Origin of the sequence: Candidatus Clostridium radicumherbarum (assembly GCF_045310525.1) — a bacterium.
Taxonomy (GTDB): domain Bacteria; phylum Bacillota; class Clostridia; order Clostridiales; family Clostridiaceae; genus Clostridium_AT; species Clostridium_AT radicumherbarum.
Genome location: NZ_JBJHZY010000002.1, coordinates 317,728 through 336,053 on the forward strand (window position 1 = coordinate 317,728; position 18,326 = coordinate 336,053).

Sequence of the window (18,326 nt, forward strand, 5' to 3'; positions counted from 1 at the left end):
TGATCTCTTATAATAATAACCATTTCGCGTCTTCTGCTGCATTAATCGTCTAGTAATAAGGTTTTAATTCTACAAGTCGTAATTTACCTTTTAGTTAAAGATATGTTGATTTACTATTGCTTCAAGCATCTCTTGTCTTCCTGATTTATTTACAATGCTTGGATTATTTAATGCGTAAGTTTCTAAAGCTTCAAAATCAACCTTATCTTCAACTATAGCTTTTCCAATTCCTTCTGTAAAGCTTTTATATCTCTCTGCTACAAAGTTCTCCAATTCCTTGCTTTCAAGTAACCCATGTGCAACTTTTAACCCCTTAGCAAGAGTATCCATACCTGCAATATAAGCAAGGAACAAGTCCTCCATCTCAAAGGAAGCTCTTCTAACCTTGGCATCAAAATTAAGTCCTCCTGGAGCTATTCCTCCTGCTTTCAGAACCTCATACATTAGCATAGTGGCATCATAAATATTTGTAGGAAATTGATCAGTGTCCCAGCCTAAATTGGGGTCTCCTTGATTTATATCAAGGCTTCCAAGTATTCCATTAACTCTAGCTACAGCTACTTCATGCTGGAAGGTATGTCCTGCAAGTGTAGCATGATTTGCTTCGATGTTAACCTTAAAGTATTTTTCAAGGTCATATTTCTTTAAAAAGGCCATTACTGCTGCAACATCAAAGTCGTACTGATGTTTTGTTGGTTCCATTGGCTTAGGTTCTATTAAAAATTGACCTGTAAATTCAATTTTTTTTGCATAATCTACTGCCATGTGAAAAAATCTAGCTAAATTATTTTGTTCAAGCTCTAAGTCTGTATTTAATAGGGTTTCATAGCCTTCTCTTCCTCCCCAAAATACATAATTTTCTCCACCTAGTTCTTTAGTTACCTCCAAGGCCTTTTTTACTTGAGCTGCAGCATAAGCAAAGACATCAGCATTACAGGTAGTAGCAGCACCATGAACAAATCTCGGATTTGTAAACATATTGGCTGTACCCCACAGAAGCTTCTTGTTATATTTTTTCATAAGCTCCTTACAATAGCTCACCATTATATCAAGGTTTTTGTTGGTCTCTGCAAGATTTTTACCCTCTGGTGCTATGTCTCTATCATGAAAAGCGAAGTAATCTATACCCATTTTATCCATAAATTCAAAAGCCGCTTCCATTCTCATTTTTGCCTTAGCCATTGGGTCCTCCTCAGCGTTCCAAGGTCTTTCCATGGTCCCGATGCCAAAGGGATCTGCCCCTTCACCAGTTAAGGTATGCCAGTAAGACATAGTAAATCTTAAATGCTCCTTCATAGTTTTGCCATCAATAACTTTCTCAGGATTGTAATACTTAAAGGCAAAAGGATTCTTAGACTTCTCACCTTCAAATTTGATCTTTGCTACCTTTTCAAAATACTCACCCATTATAACCCATCTCCTTATATTAATTATTTGTAATCATTTTCATTCGTTTACTATTATTTTACTTTTTTTAAAAAACTTTTTCAAGTAGTTTTAAAAAGTATTTTAATAACTTTCTAATCTGCTGCTTAAGTCTAAAAAAAGCAAAAAAAAAAGTTTTAACCATCCTATTCAATAGATGTTTAAAACCTTCGTTATTTTTATTTATTTACTGTCTTTTTATTAGGAGCCATTATCATGGTCATATTGCTTCCTTCTAATTTTGCCGACTTCTCAATTATACCGACTTCACCTATTTTAGAAGCAAACAGTTCCATTATTTCAAAACCTACACTGGTATTATTATGTTGTCTTCCTCTAAATCTTATGGAAACCTTAACTTTATCTTCAGCAGCAAGAAATTTCTTAGCATTATTAGCTTTAATATCTATATCATGTTCCTCGATAGTAGGACTAAGCCTCACTTCTTTAATGTCAACAACTTTTTGATTCTTTTTTGCTTCCTTTTGTTTTTTAGCCTGCTCATAAAGGAACTTATTATAATCCATTATTCTACATACTGGTGGTTTAGCATTTGGTGAGATCATGACTAAATCCAAGTCTCTCTCTATTGCCATCCTTAATGCTTCTTTTGTTTTAATAATTTGACTTTCTTCTCCTGTTTCACCAACAAGCCTAATCTCAACTTCTCTAATACCCTCATTAATGTTTAAATCTTTATTAATAATTAAACACCTCCAAATTTTTTGTATATATTAATATTTTATTTATAATCCTTAATTATGTTATTATTATAACCAAAAATTACAATTAAATATTTCTTTTTCTTGATTTTAATCATTTTAGTATACTGTATTTCTAAATAAATAGCAAGTCCTTGTGCTTTATTACCAGAAAAGTATAACTCTTTCAATAGTATAATAGCTTTTTCATATTACCTTTTGGATCTATAAGTCATTCCATTAACTATATCTAAATGTGCCTGAGAGACTGAAGGACACACTGTACATATTGTATCTATAATATAGTCAATATTCCCATCTTCTATAACCTTTGCAGCAATTTCATCAACCTCTATTTTCTCACTGTTCAAGGCCTTGAATATAGTATCTACTATTGGAGCCTGAACAGCATCAATACTTTCTAAGCACCCCTCTGAAAAGTATACTACCCCTTCATGAATAACTAACTGTCCATAAACATATTCTTTATTCATTATCTTTGTTTCAGTTCCAGAAGTAACGGCACATTCGTGGGTGGTATGTTCGATATGTTTTAAATTAAACCTATCGTTATTTTCTTTTCTCGTTAAAACACATCTTTCACCAAGCTCTAGCAGCCTAGCTTTTAAATGCTCTGAAAAATTGTCTCCAAACTCAGCTATAAATTGTTTCATTGATAATGTTTTTTTCATATTATAAATTCTTCTCATAAAAATCCTCCTTTCACTGGTAAGCAGGCAGCTAAAATCACTGACAGCCTTATGTGTTTAGTTTTATATACGATAAAAAACCACCTAAAAAGGTGGTCTGAATTCAAGCTATCTATATAAAAAGATAAATATTATAATTTTATAACGTTTGAAGCTTGTGGTCCTCTTGCGCCTTCTTCAACATCAAATTGAACTTTTTCGCCTTCTTCTAGATTTTTTCTAGCAGAATCATCTTGAATTGCACTGAAGTGAACGAATACATCTTTTTCACCTTCAACTGAAATAAATCCATAACCTTTTTCTGAATTAAACCATTTAACTGTACCAGTTTTCATATATAGTCCTCCTAAGGCAGAACACCTTATTCTTGATAAATCTAAAATTTTATATCAACAGTGTTTCACTACCAATTTTTAATTATACCATTTTAAATTTAAAATGCAAGCCTTTTTAAAAACTTCGACTTCCAGGTTTAACGTACTCCTTTCCTTCTTTGCAAAGGGGACAAGCTTCTTTCTCATAGGCCTTAATATTTAACTTTACAGCACTAAAAATTGGAAGTGGTGCTGCTGAAACACTTCTATCTGCTATGCAAGCAATTCCCACAACTTCTCCACCATATTGCTTAATTAATTCAGCCACTTCCATGGAGGACTTAGCCGTGGTTACAACATCCTCAGCAATTAGTATCTTTTCACCTGCTGCTATTTCAAAGCCTCTTCTGAGCTGCATAATCCCATCCACTCTTTCAGTGAATACAGCTGGCTTTCCAAGCTGCCTGCCTAGTTCATAGGCAACTATTATTCCTCCCATAGCTGGTCCAACAACTAAATCAAATTCTATACCTTTTAGTTTTTCAGCTACTGATTTTAAAACCTCTTCTGCTTTATCTGGATACATAAGCAGCTTTGCACACTGACAATATTTATCACTATGTTTTCCTGAGGACAATAGAAAATGTCCTTCAAGTAATGCACCTGTTTCAGTTAATATATCAATAATTTTATTTTCCAAAATAATTCCTCCTTTTAGTCGGAACACGGGGTAATTTAACCTCGTTCGCTCCGCTCACAAATTACCCGTCAAAGTCCATTTAGGACTTTGACCTCCTAAATTATCCCTCTAATTTCAGATAAATTCTTGATTCCTTGTGATTCCATAAATTCTCTTAAATCTTCAATAATTTCTAAGCCCGCATTAGGTTTAATAAAATTAACCGTCCCTATTTGCACTGCTGTGGCTCCAGCCATTATAAATTCAATTGCATTCTTATAATTCATAATTCCGCCAATTCCTACTATTGGAATATCAACTGCTCTTCGCACCTCATAAACCATTCTTAAAGCTATAGGTTTAACTGCTGCTCCTGAAAGTCCTGCAAAAACATTATCAAAAACTGGTTTTCTTTTATTTATATCTATTGCCATTCCCTTTAAAGTATTTATTAAGGAAAGTGCATCTGCACCAGCCTCACAGCAGCTATAGGCCATTTCCACAATATCTTCAGCATTTGGTGATAGCTTTACCATAAGCGGCTTTTTGCAAACTGACTTTACTTCTTTTACAATAGAATAAGCTATATCTGATTTTATGCCAAATGCCATTCCTCCGCATTTCACATTTGGACATGATATATTAAGCTCAAGCATATCAATATTAGTGTTATTTAATTTCTCTGCAGCCGCTAAATATTCTTCTAAGGATGCACCGCCTACATTTGCAATTATCTTCGTATTATACTTCTCCATCTTAGGAAGCTCATATTCTATGAAATGATCCACACCTGGATTTTGAAGTCCAACGCTGTTTAGCATGCCTGAGCTTGTTTCATATACCCTTCTTCCACTGTTACCTTCTCTTTTATACAGAGTTAAACCCTTTGTACAAATGCCTCCAAGCTCTCCTACATTATAAAGCTCATTAAATTCTTCTCCAAAGCCAAAAGTTCCTGAAGCTGCAATTATTGGATTTTTAAAATCTAGTCCACAAAAGTTCACCTCAAGCATTAAGCATCAAATCCTCTCCTAAAAATACAGGTCCTTCCTTGCAGGTTCTCTTATTACCATATATTGTACTGCAGGTACATACAAGGCAAGCTCCAAGGCCGCAAGCCATAAATCTTTCCATTGAAACATAAATTGGTACCTTATGCATTTTGCATGACTTTATAAGCTTTAGCATCATAGGTTCAGGTCCGCAGGACAGTACTACGTCATATTTTGAAGCATCAAACATTTCAGTTACATATCCCTTATGTCCTATTCTCCCGCTTTCAGTTGCAATATAAATCTTGTTAGCAAAGGACTCCAAACCTTGAATACCGTAAATATCATTTCTAAAGCCGCAATATAAATCTATTTCACAATTATAAAGGCTCTTTACAAGCAGCTTCATAGGAGCTATCCCCATTCCTCCTGTTACTATTGCAATTCTGCCACTAATTTTATCTATGTCAAAGCCATTACCCAAAGGGCCTAAAAGCTGTATACTATCATCTTCTTGAAGCTTACTCAGCACTTTTGTACCTTTTCCCTTAGCTTCATATAAAAAATAAATCCCTTTTTCATTAACCTCGTGTATGCTAATGGGCCTTGGAAGGAGGGTCTCCCCTTCTAAGACGCTTAGCATATAAAACTGTCCTGGTTTTACTTTATAATCCCCTTCAATATTAAGCAGAAACATCCCACTTGATACCTCAACATTACTAAGCACTTTGCCTGTTGTATATTTTAAACCCATCTATCTCTCTCCTTATTTTTAAGGCTTCCTCTCTTGCACATAGGTCAAAATCTAGTTCTCTTCCTTCCTGATTCTTATAGGCTAGTAATATACCTCTTGAAGAATTTACAATACCTCCATTGCCATTTTTTAAATAAGGTGCCACATCCTTTGCGCTTCCCCCTTGCGCCCCATAGCCTGGAATTAGAAAAAACATATTATGAAACTTTTCTCTTAGCTCTCTTGCTTCTTCTATATGTGTACATCCAACAACAGCGCCAATGTTACTGTAACCACATTGTCCTACATATCCATCAGCCATAGTTTTTATTTTATCCCCCACAATTTCATAAACCTTATTTCCATGCTCATTTTCAATATATTGAAGATCATAAGCTCCTGAGTTAGAGGTCCTCATAAGTGGAAAAACTCCTTTTTCTCCACTGCTTACATAGGATAAATAAGGTTCTATACTATCCATTCCCATATATGGATTCAAAGTTACAAAATCACACTGAAAGTCTCCTTCAAAGTGAGCCTTAGCATACATCCTTGCAGTGGCAGCAATATCTCCCCTTTTTATATCTCCAATTGAAATTCCACCTATACTTTTTATATATTCAAGGGTTCTTTGATAAACCTTAAGTCCCATTATTCCCATTGCTTCGTAATAAGCTATCTGCAGCTTATAGCATGCTGCTGTATCAAATGTAGCATCTATGATAAATTGATTGTACCTAAATATTGCATGCTCTAAAAAACTATATTTATTCAAGAATTCTTTAGGTATATACTCTACTGCAGTGTCTAGCCCGATGCAAACAGGGCCTCTTTTTTCTACGCTTTCATACAGTCTATCTATTATCATTTTAAAACCATCCTTTCACTTATTTACTATAAACAACCTTTCCGCCCTTAATGGTACTGGTTATAACTCCCGTAAGAACTTTTCCATTAAAAGGAGTGTTTTTTCCCTTTGAAACGAAGTCTTCTTTTTCTACCTTATAGCTTTGGTTAATATCAACAAGTACTAAATCAGCCTCACAGCCTATCTTTATTTCACCCTTATTCCTATTAAGAAGCTTGGCTGGATTTCTTGACATAAGCTCTGATAATTTATTAAGGGAAATATGTCCTTCAGCTACAAGCTTTGTATAGCACACAGAGAAGGCTGTTTCCAAACCAGATATGCCATTTGCTCCCTTCTTTTTATCTTCAGAGCTGTGAGGTGCATGGTCAGTAGCAATAGCATCTACATATCCTTCTTTAATTGCCTTTATTAGATAATTAATGTCCTCATCTTCTCTAAGGGGTGGATTTACCTTATATTCTGCATCCTTTGTTAAAGCTAAGTGATGAGGAGTAACCTCACAGGTTAACTTTACTCCATCCTGCTTTGCCTTTATTACATATTCCATTGCTTCCTTTGTGCTGACATGAGCTATATGAAGTCTGCAGCCTGTATATTTTGCTAAGGTAATGTCTCTCCAGGTCATGGTATTTTCTGCAAGCCTAGTGTCTATTTTAGTTAATTCTTCACTTTCAGCATGAGTTATTACAATTAGATCCTTCTCTTTTGCCTTTATCATGGCCTGAAGCATTAATTTGCTGTTTGCCACACCCTTGCCATCATCTGAAAGCATTTTGACTTCATCGCTTAGTCTGTCTAAATGACTTATGTCCGAACCCTTAAGATCCTTAGTTACAGAAGCACTTTGATGTATGTCTATAAGCCTTATTGCCCTGGCTTTTTCCAGCACATAATTTACAGTTTCCATTTCACTACAGACAGGCACTGTATTTGCCATAAGGTTAATCGTAGTGTATCCTCCTCTAACAGCTGCTAGACTTCCTGAATGTATATCCTCCTTGTAGGTTTGACCAGGATCCCTGAAGTGGCTGTGCAAGTCTGTAAAGGCTGGCATTAGAATCAAGCCTTCTCCATCTATAGTTTCGCATTTTTTATTAAGCTCTAAGCCTATTTCCTGTATAACCCCAAAATTTATATATATATCCCCCTTAAAATCCTGACTCCAATCTACTATTCTTGCATTTTTAATTAAAAGCTCCATTCTCTAGACCTCCTTGTATTCCTCTGAAATGGGCTCACCTCTCATTGGCTAGGTTATCAGTTATGCTGTATGCACTTCATCACAATACTCACATCTATACTCACCTTTTTCCCTATCTACAAGGTAAAAGCTTTGAGAAATATTGAGTTCAGTATTGGTTATACATCTGGGATTTTTACACTTTATTACTTCCTGTACCTTTTCAGGGAGCTCAAGCTTAAATTTTTTCGTAATAACTTCATTTTCTATTATGTCTACAGTTACATTTGGACAAATAAGTCCAAGCACCCGTATGTCAATATCAATTGCATTTTCTATTTTAATAATATCTTTTTTAACACATTTTTCACTTTCAGCATTCATTATTAGCGCTACAGTAAAATCTGCATTATCAAGTCCTAAATAATTAAATATCTTAATTCCAAAACCTGCTTTTATGTGGTCAATTACAATTCCGTTTTTTATACTATTTATAGTTAACATATTAAATCACCCCCAAGAGCTTAGCTATAAGCGCCATTCTAACATACATTCCGTACTTGGCCTGCTGAAAGTAGCGGGCTCTCGGATCATTGTCCACCTCGTAAGCTATTTCATTAACCCTTGGAAGAGGGTGAAGAATTATTAAATCCTTTTTTGCATTTTTTAACTTATTCTCATCTACTATATAGCTGTCTTTAAGCCTTATATATTCCTCTTCATTAAAGAATCTTTCCCTTTGAACTCTTGTCATATAAAGGATATCAAGCTTGTCTATAACATCTTCCATTCTTGAAGCTTCTATAAAACTTATATTATTCTTTTGTAATACTTCTTTTCTTATGTAATCTGGAATTTTTAATTCTTCTGGTGAGATTAGAATGAATTTATTGTTCTCATATCTTGAAAGTGCCTTTATAAGTGAGTGAACTGTTCTACCAAATTTTAAGTCTCCGCAAATACCGATAGTATGGTTATTAAGATCATTCTTTATAGATTTGATGGTTAATAGATCTGTTAAGGTTTGAGTTGGGTGCTGATGACCTCCATCACCGGCATTAATAACTGGAATATTAGAGTACATTGCAGCTGCCTTTGGTGCTCCTTCCTTTGGATGTCTCATAACAGCAATATCAGCATAGCAACCTACTGTTCTAATAGTATCTGCAACACTTTCACCCTTTGCTACAGAGCTTGAATTTGGTTCTGAAAATCCAATTACCTTGCCACCAAGTCGAAGCATTGCAGCCTCAAAGCTAAAGCGGGTTCTAGTACTTGGTTCATAGAATAATGTGGCTAAAAGTTTACCTTCACAGAGCCTAGTAAACTTTTCTGGAGATGAAATGATTTCTTCTGATAGGCTGAAAATTTCTTCTAATTCCTCTAAAGTAAAATCCATGGGGTCAATTAAATTTCTTCCCTTTAACATATATTTTCCTCCCTTTTTAACCTCGCAGGGCTAAATTAAAAGATTTTTTGCATTAAAAAATGCCCTCCAATAAGTGGAAGGCATAGTTATACAAAGTTAATAAAAGTATACAACTATTTCTACTATCCTTCCTGGTCTCTCTGGACCAAACTTAAAGGCTTTATAAGATAATAGCATATACTATGCATTTTAGCAATAGTAATTTTTATACCAGCAAGCATAAATGAGAAGTCTTTTAAATTTGAGCCTCCTAGAAATTATGATTCTGTACTTACATTTTCCTGAGCTTCTTCTTTCTTTATATCTGCTTTAATTAGTGGAAGCTTATATTTCTCTCTTATAATATTTTCTATTTCTACAGCAGTGTCATGATTATCTTTTAAATATAACTTTGAATTTTCTCTGCCCTGACCTAATCTGATGCCTTTATAAGAAAACCATGCGCCCCCCTTTTGGACTATATCCTCATCCACAGCTATATCTATCAAATTGCCTTCCTTAGAAATACCCTCATTGAACATTATGTCGAATTCAGCTTGTTTAAAAGGAGGAGCCACTTTATTTTTAGTTACCTTTATCCTGCTTCTATTTCCAATTACGTTATCACCGGCTTTGATAATATCAATTTTTCGAATATCCAATCTTATGGATGAATAAAACTTAAGTGCCCGTCCACCTGTTGTAGTCTCAGGATTTCCAAACATAATTCCTATTTTTTCTCTTAATTGATTTATAAATAATACTGTGCAGTTTGATTTGTTAATAGCTGCAGTAAGCTTTCTTAAAGCTTGAGACATTAGTCGAGCTTGTAGACCAATATGGGAATCCCCCATTTCTCCGTCAATCTCAGCTCTAGGTACAAGTGCTGCTACAGAATCAATAATAATTACATCTATTGCATTTGATCTTACAAGTGTTTCTGTTATCTCTAAGGCCTGTTCTCCGGTATCCGGTTGACTTACTAAAAGCTCATCTGTATTAACTCCCAATTTCCTTGCGTAAGAAGGGTCTAATGCGTGTTCAGCATCAATAAAAGCAACTGCTCCGCTTATCTTTTGTGCTTCTGCAGCTATTTGCAGTGTAACAGTTGTTTTACCAGAAGATTCTGGTCCATATATTTCTATTATTCTGCCCTTAGGAACTCCGCCAACGCCAAGTGCAATGTCTAAGGCTAAGCAGCCAGTTGGTATGACTTCAATATCCATTTTTGCTGCTGTTCCAAGCTTCATAATAGAACCCTTTCCAAATTGCTTCTCTATCTTATTCATGGCAGCTTCTATAGCCATAATTTTTTCATTATCAATACTCATTTATTATCAACACCTTTAATAAAATCTTTCTTTTTTATTATTAATCATCCTCAGATATCAAACTAGTTACCTTTTCATGTATAGCTTCATAGTCAGTATTCGAAGACATTGCCAATTCTGTAAACAATATATTTTCAATAAATTTCAAAAGTTTATTGTCTTGTTCGTGGAGTTTCTTACCATTAACTTCAGTTTTATGCTTTTTGCGAAGGAGAGCATTTAGCACTTTGGAAATTTCTTTACGGTTTCCTTTTTTAACAATTTCATAATATATTTCACTTCGCTGACTGCCTATTTCTACCCAACTTACACCTGGCAGTTTAAAAGATTCCAAGATTTCTTCTGCCTCATACTTATCAATAAGTTCAAGCATGGTTACCTTATTATTATCTACAGGGGTACTTATTTTTAATTTACAATCATCAATTGGATGTAAAATATAATAGTTACGGGTAATCCCTGAATAAGTTTTTTCACAAATATCATCAATATGACAAATACCATGTACGGAATAGATTATTAAATCTCCTATATTAAACATTTTTTTGCAATCACTCCTCGTTTAAAATTTAATTCTTCAGACCATATATCAATTATTATTCTATCTTAAAATCAATGTCGTTGTAATCGTTTACATATCTGCCTTTGAAAAATTTACTTCCCTGATTCTTATTAATTTATGCATAGAATAATGAAGAAAAATAATAGTGAACAATTAGTATTTTAGCACATTAAAACTGCTTAATGTAAGTAAAATTTTTTGTGCACAGCCTATCTTTACTATGAAGCAGGCAAATATCCTACTTTACCCTCTAAGCTGTCTTACCTTTAATTGTCTTGCTTAAATTAGAAAAAAAGTCAATAAAGGTGAAGCTTTACCTTTATTGACTTTTTACACTTTAATTTATTTCAATTGAATACTTGTTTATTTTTTACCTATATCTTTTCTATAGTAAATACCTTTAAAATCAATGACTTTAATTTCTTTGTAGGCCTTATCTGCTGCCTCTTCAAAGGTGTTTCCAATACAAGTAACACACAAAACTCGGCCCCCTGTCGTTAATAGCCCCCTATCACTTTTCTTTGCACCAGCAATAAATACCTTTCCTTTAACCTTCTCAGTTCCATTAATTGAAAAACCTGTATTATATTCACCTGGATAACCTTCAGAAGCAGCAACGATGCAGCAGGAATACCTATCTTTCCAGGCAATTTCAGTATTATGCAAAGCTCCATTTATCGCTTTATTAATTATATCCATAAAGTCACTTTCCATTAAGGGTAATACAGCCTGAGTCTCCGGATCTCCCATCCTTACATTATACTCTAATAGGTAAACTCCTTTTTCATTTATCATAACCCCGAAAAATATAATCCCTATATAATCCATATTTTCGTCTCTTATACCCCTTAGAGTAGGAGCTATAATGTCATGCTTAAAACTTTCATACATCTCATTTGTAAAGTAAGGATTTGGTGAAACTGCACCCATTCCACCGGTATTTGGACCTTCATTATTTTCATAAATAGTCTTATGATCCTTGGCTGAAAGCATTGGAATAATTGATTTTCCATCTGTAACAGCTAATATGGAAGCTTCAAAGCCTTTTAAATATTCCTCAATAACTAGCTTTTTCCCTGCGCCCTTAAATATATCCTTTATCATAAAGCTTTCTATAGTTTCTTTAGCTTCTTCATAGGAATTACAAATTACAACGCCCTTTCCAGCAGCAAGACCATCTGCCTTTACAACTATTGGAAAGGAACAGCTTTGTAAATATTCTTCTGCTGTTTTATAATCTTCAAAAACCTCATAAGCTGCTGTTTTAACCTTGTACTTTTTCATAAATTCTTTAGCATAGGCCTTGCTGCCCTCAAGCATAGCTGCTTTTTTTGAGGGTCCAAATATTTTAAGTCCTTTTTCCTTAAATCTATCTGCAATCCCGTTAATAAGTGGTGCTTCTGGACCTACAACAGTTATATCTATGTTATTTTTCTCAGCAAAGCTTAAAAGTCCATCTATTTCTGTTATATCAACATTCTCACACTTGTCTTCCATGGCAGTGCCGCCATTACCTGGAGCACAATAAATTTTATGAACCTGTTGACTTTGTGCCAATTTCCAAGCTATAGCATGTTCTCTACCGCCGCTTCCAATTAATAATACCTTCATACTTCACCTCCAATTAACAATTAACAATTAAGAAATAAAGTTTTCTATCCGGAAAAATATCCTTAATTTGTTCATAAAATAGATTCCAAAGCAATCTACTTTATCATTTTGTTCTTGTTATAACTTTTAATGTTTAAAATGTCTTATTCCAGTAAAGACCATTGAGATTCCATATTTATTGCATTCTTCAATAGAATCCTTATCACGTATTGAGCCACCTGGCTGGACTATAGACTTTATATTATATTTTGCTGCTTCCTCTACTACATCGCCAAAGGGGAAGAATGCATCAGAGGCAAGTACTACCCCATTCTTTGCCCTGTCAAGTGCCTGTACAGCTGACCATATTCTATTTGTCTGCCCCCCTGCAATTCCCTTTGCAGTTTTATCCTTTACAACTACAATTGCATTTGATTTAACGTATTTAGCAACCTTCATACCAAAAATCAATTCCTCTAATTCCTCTGAACTAGGAGCTTTATCTGTAACACAGTTTATTTCATCTATTAATTCATTATCCCTATTTTGTACAAGCATTCCACCATCAACAGAAACAAATTCAAGGCTATCTGCTGGTTTTATGCTGCAGCTAATAACTCTTAAATTTTTCTTCGAATATAGGATTTCCAGTGCATCTTTATCAAAATCTGGAGCTATAACAATTTCTAAAAATATTTTTACTAATTCCTCTGCAGTAGCCTTATCCACAACTTTATTAAAGGCAACTATGCCTCCAAAGATTGAAACCTCATCACAGGAATAGGCTTTGACATAAGCTTCCTTAGCGCTTTCTCCAAGAGCAACTCCACAAGGGGTATTATGCTTAACTGCACAGCAGGCTGTTTCTTCAAATTCATTTACTACTTTCCAAGCTATATCCATATCCTTAAAATTGTTATAGGATAGCTCTTTACCATGAAGCTTAACAAAGTTTTTCATGGCCCCTGTACCACAGGCTGCTTCGTAATAGGCTGCAGCTTGATGAGGATTTTCTCCATATCGTAAAGCAGTATTCTTTTTATAGGATATAGTAAAGTACTCTGGATATTTATCTTCTAATAAGAAATTACTTATAGCTGCATCATAAGCTGCTGTTAAATTGAATACTTTTCCAGCTAAAGTTTTTTTTGTATTAAAAGAAAGCTCCTTTTGTTCTTTTATTTCATTAATTACACTTTCATAATCTTTAACATCACTAAGAACAATTACATCTTTAAAATTCTTAGCTGCCGCCCTAAGCATGCTTGGCCCGCCAATATCTATAAATTCAACCTTTTCTTCAAAATCAATATTCTCATCTACTTTTTCAAAGAAGGGATATAAATTAACTACTACTAAATCTATTGGAATAATACCTTTCTCCTCTAGTTTTCCCATATGTTCTTCATTATCTCTAATGGCAAGGATTCCACCATGAATGAAGGGATGAAGAGTTTTGACTCTGCCATCTAATATCTCCTCAAAGCCCGTTACTTCTGAAACTTCAGTTACATTAATATTATTTTCTTTTAAATATTTATAAGTTCCCCCTGTTGATATTATTTCAACACCATTATTAACGAGAAATTCTGCTAAATTTAGTAAATTAGTTTTATCATAAACACTTATTAATGCTCTTTTCAAATTTCTGCCTCCTTATTCAAAACTTTTTATAACCTCTGATAGAGCCTTATGTTCCTCAATAAGCACTCTCTGTTGAAGCATCTCTGCTGTATCCTCTGGAAAAACAGGAACTACTCTTTGAGAAATTATTGCACCAGTATCTATACTTTCATCCACATAATGCACAGTACACCCTGAATATTTAACGCCATAGCTTATGGCACTTTCATGTACCTTTATTCCATACATTTTCGGTCCGCAAAAGGCTGGTATTAATGAGGGATGAATGTTTATAATTCTATTCTTAAAACAGTCTATTATTTCTTTATCCAAAATTGATAAAAAACCAGCCAGTACAATTAGATCAACTTTACCTAAGGTGATCTTAAGTATCTCTTTTGAAAGTACAGTACCATATATTTTCTTATCAAATACATAAGTTACTATGTTTTTCTTTCTCGCTCTTTCTAGCCCATAAACCCCTTCTTTATCGCTTATTACCATTTCAATGCTGCAATTTAAGTAGCCTGAAGCAATGTTATCAATTATCGCTTGAAGATTGCTGCCATTGCCGGAGATAAAAACTGCTATTCTAAGCACAATCCTTCGCCTCCAGCTTCTACATAACCTATATTATAAGCCTTAAGTCCAAGCTTTACTAAAGCCTCAATTACATTTTTCACCTCTGAATTTTTAATACAAAGCACAAAGCCAATGCCCATATTAAAGGTATTAAACATGTGTTTTTCATCTGCGCCAAGGCTTATAAGGTGCTTAAAAATATCTAAAACAGGGAAGCTATCTTTTTTAACAACAGCAGTATAATTATCCTTAAACATTCTTGGTATATTTTCATAAAAACCGCCGCCAGTTATATGAGCCATGCCTTTTATATCAAAGCTTTCCATAAGCTTTAATATTGGTTTTACATATATTTTAGTAGGTGTTAAAAGCTTCTCTCCAATTGGTCTTCCATTATATTCTTCCTCAATATCTTTTATAAGCTTTCTTACTAAGGAGTAACCATTACTGTGAATTCCAGAGGCTTCTATTCCTATAAGTGCATCCCCTGCTTTTATATCACTTCCATCTATTATTCTATCCTTTTCTGCAACACCAACTGAAAAGCCTGCTATATCATACTCTCCATCTCTATAAAAACCAGGCATTTCTGCGGTTTCACCACCAATTAAGGCGCATCCTGCCTGAAGGCATCCATCAGAAACTCCTTTTACAAGCTGCTCTGCTACTGTAGCTTCAAGCTTTCCACATGCTAAATAATCTAAGAAAAACAGCGGCTTTGCACCATGGCAAAGAATGTCATTAACACACATTGCAACACAATCTATTCCTACTGAATCATATTTCTTCATTTTAAAGGCTATATCAAGCTTTGTACCTACTCCATCTGTTCCAGATACAAGTACAGGATTTTTATAATTTCCAAGTTCAAACATTCCTGCAAAACTTCCAAGTCCATTTAAAACTCCAGGTATATAAGTTCTTTTAGCATGGTTTTTAATTAAATCTACTGCCTTATAGCCTTCTTCTATATTTACTCCAGAATTTTTATAATTCAACATAATTCCTCCTTATTTATCAAAGTTATTCTAAATGTTCCTTTGAAGCTTCTATTGGTGCAGCTACAGGATATATTCCATTAAAGCAGCCAAGACAGAACCTATTTACTCCTCCAAGTGAGTCTAGAAGCCCCTCTAAGCTAAGATAGGTTAAGCTGTCTGCACCTATTTCTTCCTTAATCTTTGAAAGCTCAAATTGCGCACCTATAAGTTCTTTTCTATAAGGAGTATCTATTCCAAAATAGCATGGATATTTAACCACTGGAGAAGCTGCCCTAAAATGCACCTCTGTAGCTCCAGCTTTTCTTAAAAGTTCTACAAGCCTTTTACTAGTTGTCCCTCTTACAATAGAATCATCTATAAGAACAACCCTCTTTCCGGAAATATTTATTTTTAAAGGGTTAAGCTTTACTGCAACAGCTTTCTCTCTTATACTTTGAGATGGGGCTATAAAGGTTCTTCCTACATATTTATTTTTTACAAAGCCCATACCATAAGGAATTCCAGAAGCCTTTGCATAACCCATAGCTGCTGCCATGCCAGAGTCTGGCACGCCTATAACCACATCAGCCTCCACTGGATTCTCTTTATACAATCTTTCCCCAGCTTTATATCTTGCTTCATAAACATTTATACCATCCATTATACTGTCAGGTCTTGCAAAGTATATATACTCGAAAGAACATATTTCATGTTTAGCTCTCTCGCTAAAATCAATAGATTTTAAGCCATTTTCATCTATAATAACTATCTCTCCCGGCCTTACATCTCTGATAAGTTCTGCACCTACAGCATCTAGGGCACAACTTTCAGAACATAGTATATAATTGTCATTTAACTTTCCAATACAAAGAGGTCTTATACCATTGGGATCCCTTACTCCTATAAGCTTGTCTCCTGTTAAAATTACTATGGCATAGGAACCCTTAATTGCCTGAATAGCGTCCACAACAGCTTTTTCTATTCCCCTTTTAGCTCCTCTTGCAATAAGATTTAAAATAACTTCAGAATCATTGGTAGTTTGGAAAATACATCCACCGTCCTCTAAAAGCTCCCTTATTATATCTGCATTTACCAGGTTTCCGTTATGAGCAATAGCTATAGAACCAAGCTTGTACTTTCCTATTATTGGCTGAGCATTAACTACGTTGCTTGAGCCAGTGGTAGAATAACGAACGTGTCCAATAGCTAAATTTCCCTCTAGGGGATCAATTAAATCCTTATTAAATACTTCAGAAACTAATCCCATAGCCTTATAGCATTCAATTTCACTATTTTTTGCTACAGCTATACCTGCACTTTCCTGCCCTCTATGCTGAAGTGCATAAAGTCCATAATAGGTTATAGAAGAAGCTTCTATAGGTTCTTTACCAAAAATACCAAATACTCCGCATTCTTCTTTCAGCTTATCATCCTCAAACATCATATTATTTTTCTCCACTAATTCTTTTTAATATTTCAACATAAGCTTCTTTTACGTTACCTAAATCTCTTCTAAATCTGTCCTTATCAAGCTTCTCATTTGTAACAGCATCCCAAAATCTGCAGGTATCTGGAGATATTTCATCAGCTAAAATAATTTCTCCCTCTTTTGTCTTGCCAAATTCCAGCTTAAAATCTATTAATTTTATGCCCTGCTTTAAGAAAAACTCCTTTAGCAATTCATTAATTTTAGCAGTCATTTCGTATATAAGTTTAAGTTCCTCAAAGGTTGCTATACCCATTGCTACTGCATGATAATCATTAATTAATGGATCTCCTAAGGCATCATTTTTATAGCTAAGTTCAAACACTATAGTTTTAAGCTCTGTACCTTCTGCTAGACCATATCTTTTAGCCATGCTTCCTGCAGCAACGTTTCTTACAATTACTTCTAGTGGAACTATATCCACCCTTTTGCAAAGCTGCTCTCTGTCGCTTAATTTTTCTATAAAATGAGTTCTTACTCCACTTTCTTCTAACAGCTTAAAAAGCATTGAGGTTATAGTGTTGTTAAATATACCTTTATCTTCAATTTGGCCTTTTTTCTCACCATTGAACGCTGTTGCATCGTCCTTATAATAAACTATAACCTTCTCACTATCCTCTGTTTTATATACCTTCTTTGCCTTTCCTTCATAAATCATTTCTAATTTTTCCATTAAAATTCCACTCCCTCATTATTTTCTCTTATAAATTTTTCTTTTAAATTTGCTCTATATAACTTTAATTTTTCCTTTATTTCCGGGTACTTTAATGCTAAAAACTGTACTGCCAGCATTCCTGCATTGTAGCTGTTATTAATACCAACTGAAGCAACGGGAATTGATTTTGGCATCTGAACTATGGAAAGTAATGCATCCATGCCATTAACTGCTGCATTTATAGGAACTCCTATAACTGGCAAGGTGGTATGTGAAGCGATAACTCCAGGTAAATGTGCTGCAAGCCCTGCTCCAGCAATAATTCCTTCACAGCCCTCCTCTTCTAGCTCTTTAATAACTTCTAAAAGTCTTTCAGGAACTCGATGAGCAGATAAAATAAAGGCCTTGTATTCAATACCAAATTCCTTTAAAGCCTCTGCAGCTCCCTTCATAATATCCTTATCCGACTTGCTTCCAAAAATAATAGCAATCATTACTAAAACC

20 protein-coding genes are annotated in these 18,326 nt (G+C 34.5%); all 20 read right to left on the bottom strand.

Annotated features, from left to right (window positions below):
• Nucleotides 1-90 precede the first annotated feature (90 nt).
• The 20 genes from xylA to purE all read right to left on the bottom strand — a co-directional run bounded on the left by xylA (nt 91) and on the right by purE (nt 18,316).
• Nucleotides 91-1,407, bottom strand: coding sequence for a xylose isomerase (xylA, locus tag ACJDUH_RS11305; protein WP_406765306.1), 1,317 nt, complete (start codon nt 1,405-1,407; stop codon nt 91-93).
• 197 nt (nt 1,408-1,604) lie between these two features.
• Nucleotides 1,605-2,147 carry a translation initiation factor IF-3 gene (gene infC / locus ACJDUH_RS11310; RefSeq protein ID WP_406765786.1) on the bottom strand — a complete coding sequence of 181 codons (543 nt, stop codon included), beginning with the start codon at nt 2,145-2,147 and terminating at the stop codon, nt 1,605-1,607.
• Between the two features lie 191 nt (nt 2,148-2,338).
• On the bottom strand, nt 2,339-2,836 hold the full coding sequence (locus ACJDUH_RS11315; RefSeq protein ID WP_406765307.1) for a hypothetical protein: 498 nt from the start codon (nt 2,834-2,836) through the stop codon (nt 2,339-2,341).
• A 131-nt stretch (nt 2,837-2,967) separates the two neighbouring features.
• Complete coding sequence (locus tag ACJDUH_RS11320; protein WP_406765308.1) at nt 2,968-3,171, bottom strand: cold-shock protein; 204 nt, start codon at nt 3,169-3,171, stop codon at nt 2,968-2,970.
• A gap of 115 nt (nt 3,172-3,286) precedes the next feature.
• Entirely contained in the window at nt 3,287-3,850 is a 564-nt protein-coding gene (pyrE, locus tag ACJDUH_RS11325; RefSeq protein WP_406765309.1) for an orotate phosphoribosyltransferase, read from the bottom strand.
• A 95-nt stretch (nt 3,851-3,945) separates the two neighbouring features.
• On the bottom strand, nt 3,946-4,842 hold the full coding sequence (locus tag ACJDUH_RS11330) for a dihydroorotate dehydrogenase (protein ID WP_406765310.1): 897 nt from the start codon (nt 4,840-4,842) through the stop codon (nt 3,946-3,948).
• Nucleotides 4,835-5,575, bottom strand: a complete 741-nt coding sequence (locus ACJDUH_RS11335; RefSeq protein WP_406765311.1) for a dihydroorotate dehydrogenase electron transfer subunit — start codon at nt 5,573-5,575, stop codon at nt 4,835-4,837. The genes ACJDUH_RS11330 and ACJDUH_RS11335 overlap by 8 nt, the downstream gene beginning before the upstream one ends.
• Nucleotides 5,541-6,422 (bottom strand): orotidine-5'-phosphate decarboxylase, encoded by an 882-nt coding sequence (gene pyrF / locus ACJDUH_RS11340; RefSeq protein WP_406765312.1) that lies wholly within the window; start codon nt 6,420-6,422, stop codon nt 5,541-5,543. Before pyrF ends, ACJDUH_RS11335 begins: the two co-directional genes overlap by 35 nt.
• A gap of 19 nt (nt 6,423-6,441) precedes the next feature.
• Nucleotides 6,442-7,626: a dihydroorotase gene (locus ACJDUH_RS11345; RefSeq protein WP_406765313.1), complete on the bottom strand. Its 1,185-nt coding sequence runs from the start codon at nt 7,624-7,626 to the stop codon at nt 6,442-6,444.
• Between the two features lie 60 nt (nt 7,627-7,686).
• Nucleotides 7,687-8,109, bottom strand: coding sequence for an aspartate carbamoyltransferase regulatory subunit (locus ACJDUH_RS11350; protein WP_406765314.1), 423 nt, complete (start codon nt 8,107-8,109; stop codon nt 7,687-7,689).
• Nucleotide 8,110: 1 nt separating this feature from the next.
• Complete coding sequence (gene pyrB, locus ACJDUH_RS11355; protein WP_406765315.1) at nt 8,111-9,034, bottom strand: aspartate carbamoyltransferase; 924 nt, start codon at nt 9,032-9,034, stop codon at nt 8,111-8,113.
• Between the two features lie 257 nt (nt 9,035-9,291).
• Complete coding sequence (gene recA, locus ACJDUH_RS11360) at nt 9,292-10,344, bottom strand: recombinase RecA (protein ID WP_406765316.1); 1,053 nt, start codon at nt 10,342-10,344, stop codon at nt 9,292-9,294.
• Nucleotides 10,345-10,384: 40 nt separating this feature from the next.
• Nucleotides 10,385-10,885 carry a CarD family transcriptional regulator gene (locus tag ACJDUH_RS11365; RefSeq protein ID WP_406765317.1) on the bottom strand — a complete coding sequence of 167 codons (501 nt, stop codon included), beginning with the start codon at nt 10,883-10,885 and terminating at the stop codon, nt 10,385-10,387.
• A gap of 384 nt (nt 10,886-11,269) precedes the next feature.
• A complete protein-coding gene (gene purD, locus ACJDUH_RS11370) occupies nt 11,270-12,517 on the bottom strand; it encodes a phosphoribosylamine--glycine ligase (RefSeq protein WP_406765318.1) in 1,248 nt (415 codons plus the stop codon).
• Between the two features lie 126 nt (nt 12,518-12,643).
• Nucleotides 12,644-14,140 (bottom strand): bifunctional phosphoribosylaminoimidazolecarboxamide formyltransferase/IMP cyclohydrolase, encoded by a 1,497-nt coding sequence (purH, locus tag ACJDUH_RS11375; RefSeq protein ID WP_406765319.1) that lies wholly within the window; start codon nt 14,138-14,140, stop codon nt 12,644-12,646.
• Nucleotides 14,141-14,152: 12 nt separating this feature from the next.
• Complete coding sequence (purN, locus tag ACJDUH_RS11380; protein ID WP_406765320.1) at nt 14,153-14,719, bottom strand: phosphoribosylglycinamide formyltransferase; 567 nt, start codon at nt 14,717-14,719, stop codon at nt 14,153-14,155.
• Entirely contained in the window at nt 14,707-15,702 is a 996-nt protein-coding gene (purM, locus tag ACJDUH_RS11385; RefSeq protein WP_406765321.1) for a phosphoribosylformylglycinamidine cyclo-ligase, read from the bottom strand. The genes purN and purM overlap by 13 nt, the downstream gene beginning before the upstream one ends.
• Nucleotides 15,703-15,724: 22 nt before the next feature.
• Nucleotides 15,725-17,125, bottom strand: a complete 1,401-nt coding sequence (purF, locus tag ACJDUH_RS11390) for an amidophosphoribosyltransferase (protein ID WP_406765322.1) — start codon at nt 17,123-17,125, stop codon at nt 15,725-15,727.
• Between the two features lies 1 nt (nt 17,126).
• Nucleotides 17,127-17,840 carry a phosphoribosylaminoimidazolesuccinocarboxamide synthase gene (gene purC, locus ACJDUH_RS11395; RefSeq protein WP_406765323.1) on the bottom strand — a complete coding sequence of 238 codons (714 nt, stop codon included), beginning with the start codon at nt 17,838-17,840 and terminating at the stop codon, nt 17,127-17,129.
• The gene (gene purE, locus ACJDUH_RS11400; protein WP_406765324.1) at nt 17,840-18,316 is read right to left on the bottom strand and encodes a 5-(carboxyamino)imidazole ribonucleotide mutase; all 477 of its coding nucleotides are present in this window, start codon (nt 18,314-18,316) and stop codon (nt 17,840-17,842) included. The genes purC and purE overlap by 1 nt, the downstream gene beginning before the upstream one ends.
• Nucleotides 18,317-18,326 lie beyond the last annotated feature (10 nt).

Excerpts from the sequence above, each read along its gene's own strand:
- xylA (WP_406765306.1), bottom strand. The coding sequence starts at position 1,407 with ATGGGTGAGTATTTTGAAAAGGTAGCAAAGATCAAATTTGAAGGTGAG.
- ACJDUH_RS11315 (WP_406765307.1), bottom strand. The coding sequence starts at position 2,836 with ATGAGAAGAATTTATAATATGAAAAAAACATTATCAATGAAACAATTT.
- ACJDUH_RS11320 (WP_406765308.1), bottom strand. The coding sequence starts at position 3,171 with ATGAAAACTGGTACAGTTAAATGGTTTAATTCAGAAAAAGGTTATGGA.
- ACJDUH_RS11330 (WP_406765310.1), bottom strand. The coding sequence starts at position 4,842 with ATGCTTGAGGTGAACTTTTGTGGACTAGATTTTAAAAATCCAATAATT.
- ACJDUH_RS11335 (WP_406765311.1), bottom strand. The coding sequence starts at position 5,575 with ATGGGTTTAAAATATACAACAGGCAAAGTGCTTAGTAATGTTGAGGTA.
- pyrF (WP_406765312.1), bottom strand. The coding sequence starts at position 6,422 with ATGATAATAGATAGACTGTATGAAAGCGTAGAAAAAAGAGGCCCTGTT.
- ACJDUH_RS11345 (WP_406765313.1), bottom strand. The coding sequence starts at position 7,626 with ATGGAGCTTTTAATTAAAAATGCAAGAATAGTAGATTGGAGTCAGGAT.
- ACJDUH_RS11350 (WP_406765314.1), bottom strand. The coding sequence starts at position 8,109 with ATGTTAACTATAAATAGTATAAAAAACGGAATTGTAATTGACCACATA.
- pyrB (WP_406765315.1), bottom strand. The coding sequence starts at position 9,034 with ATGTTAAAGGGAAGAAATTTAATTGACCCCATGGATTTTACTTTAGAG.
- recA (WP_406765316.1), bottom strand. The coding sequence starts at position 10,344 with ATGAGTATTGATAATGAAAAAATTATGGCTATAGAAGCTGCCATGAAT.
- ACJDUH_RS11365 (WP_406765317.1), bottom strand. The coding sequence starts at position 10,885 with ATGTTTAATATAGGAGATTTAATAATCTATTCCGTACATGGTATTTGT.
- purD (WP_406765318.1), bottom strand. The coding sequence starts at position 12,517 with ATGAAGGTATTATTAATTGGAAGCGGCGGTAGAGAACATGCTATAGCT.
- purM (WP_406765321.1), bottom strand. The coding sequence starts at position 15,702 with ATGTTGAATTATAAAAATTCTGGAGTAAATATAGAAGAAGGCTATAAG.
- purF (WP_406765322.1), bottom strand. The coding sequence starts at position 17,125 with ATGATGTTTGAGGATGATAAGCTGAAAGAAGAATGCGGAGTATTTGGT.
- purC (WP_406765323.1), bottom strand. The coding sequence starts at position 17,840 with ATGGAAAAATTAGAAATGATTTATGAAGGAAAGGCAAAGAAGGTATAT.
- purE (WP_406765324.1), bottom strand. The coding sequence starts at position 18,316 with ATGATTGCTATTATTTTTGGAAGCAAGTCGGATAAGGATATTATGAAG.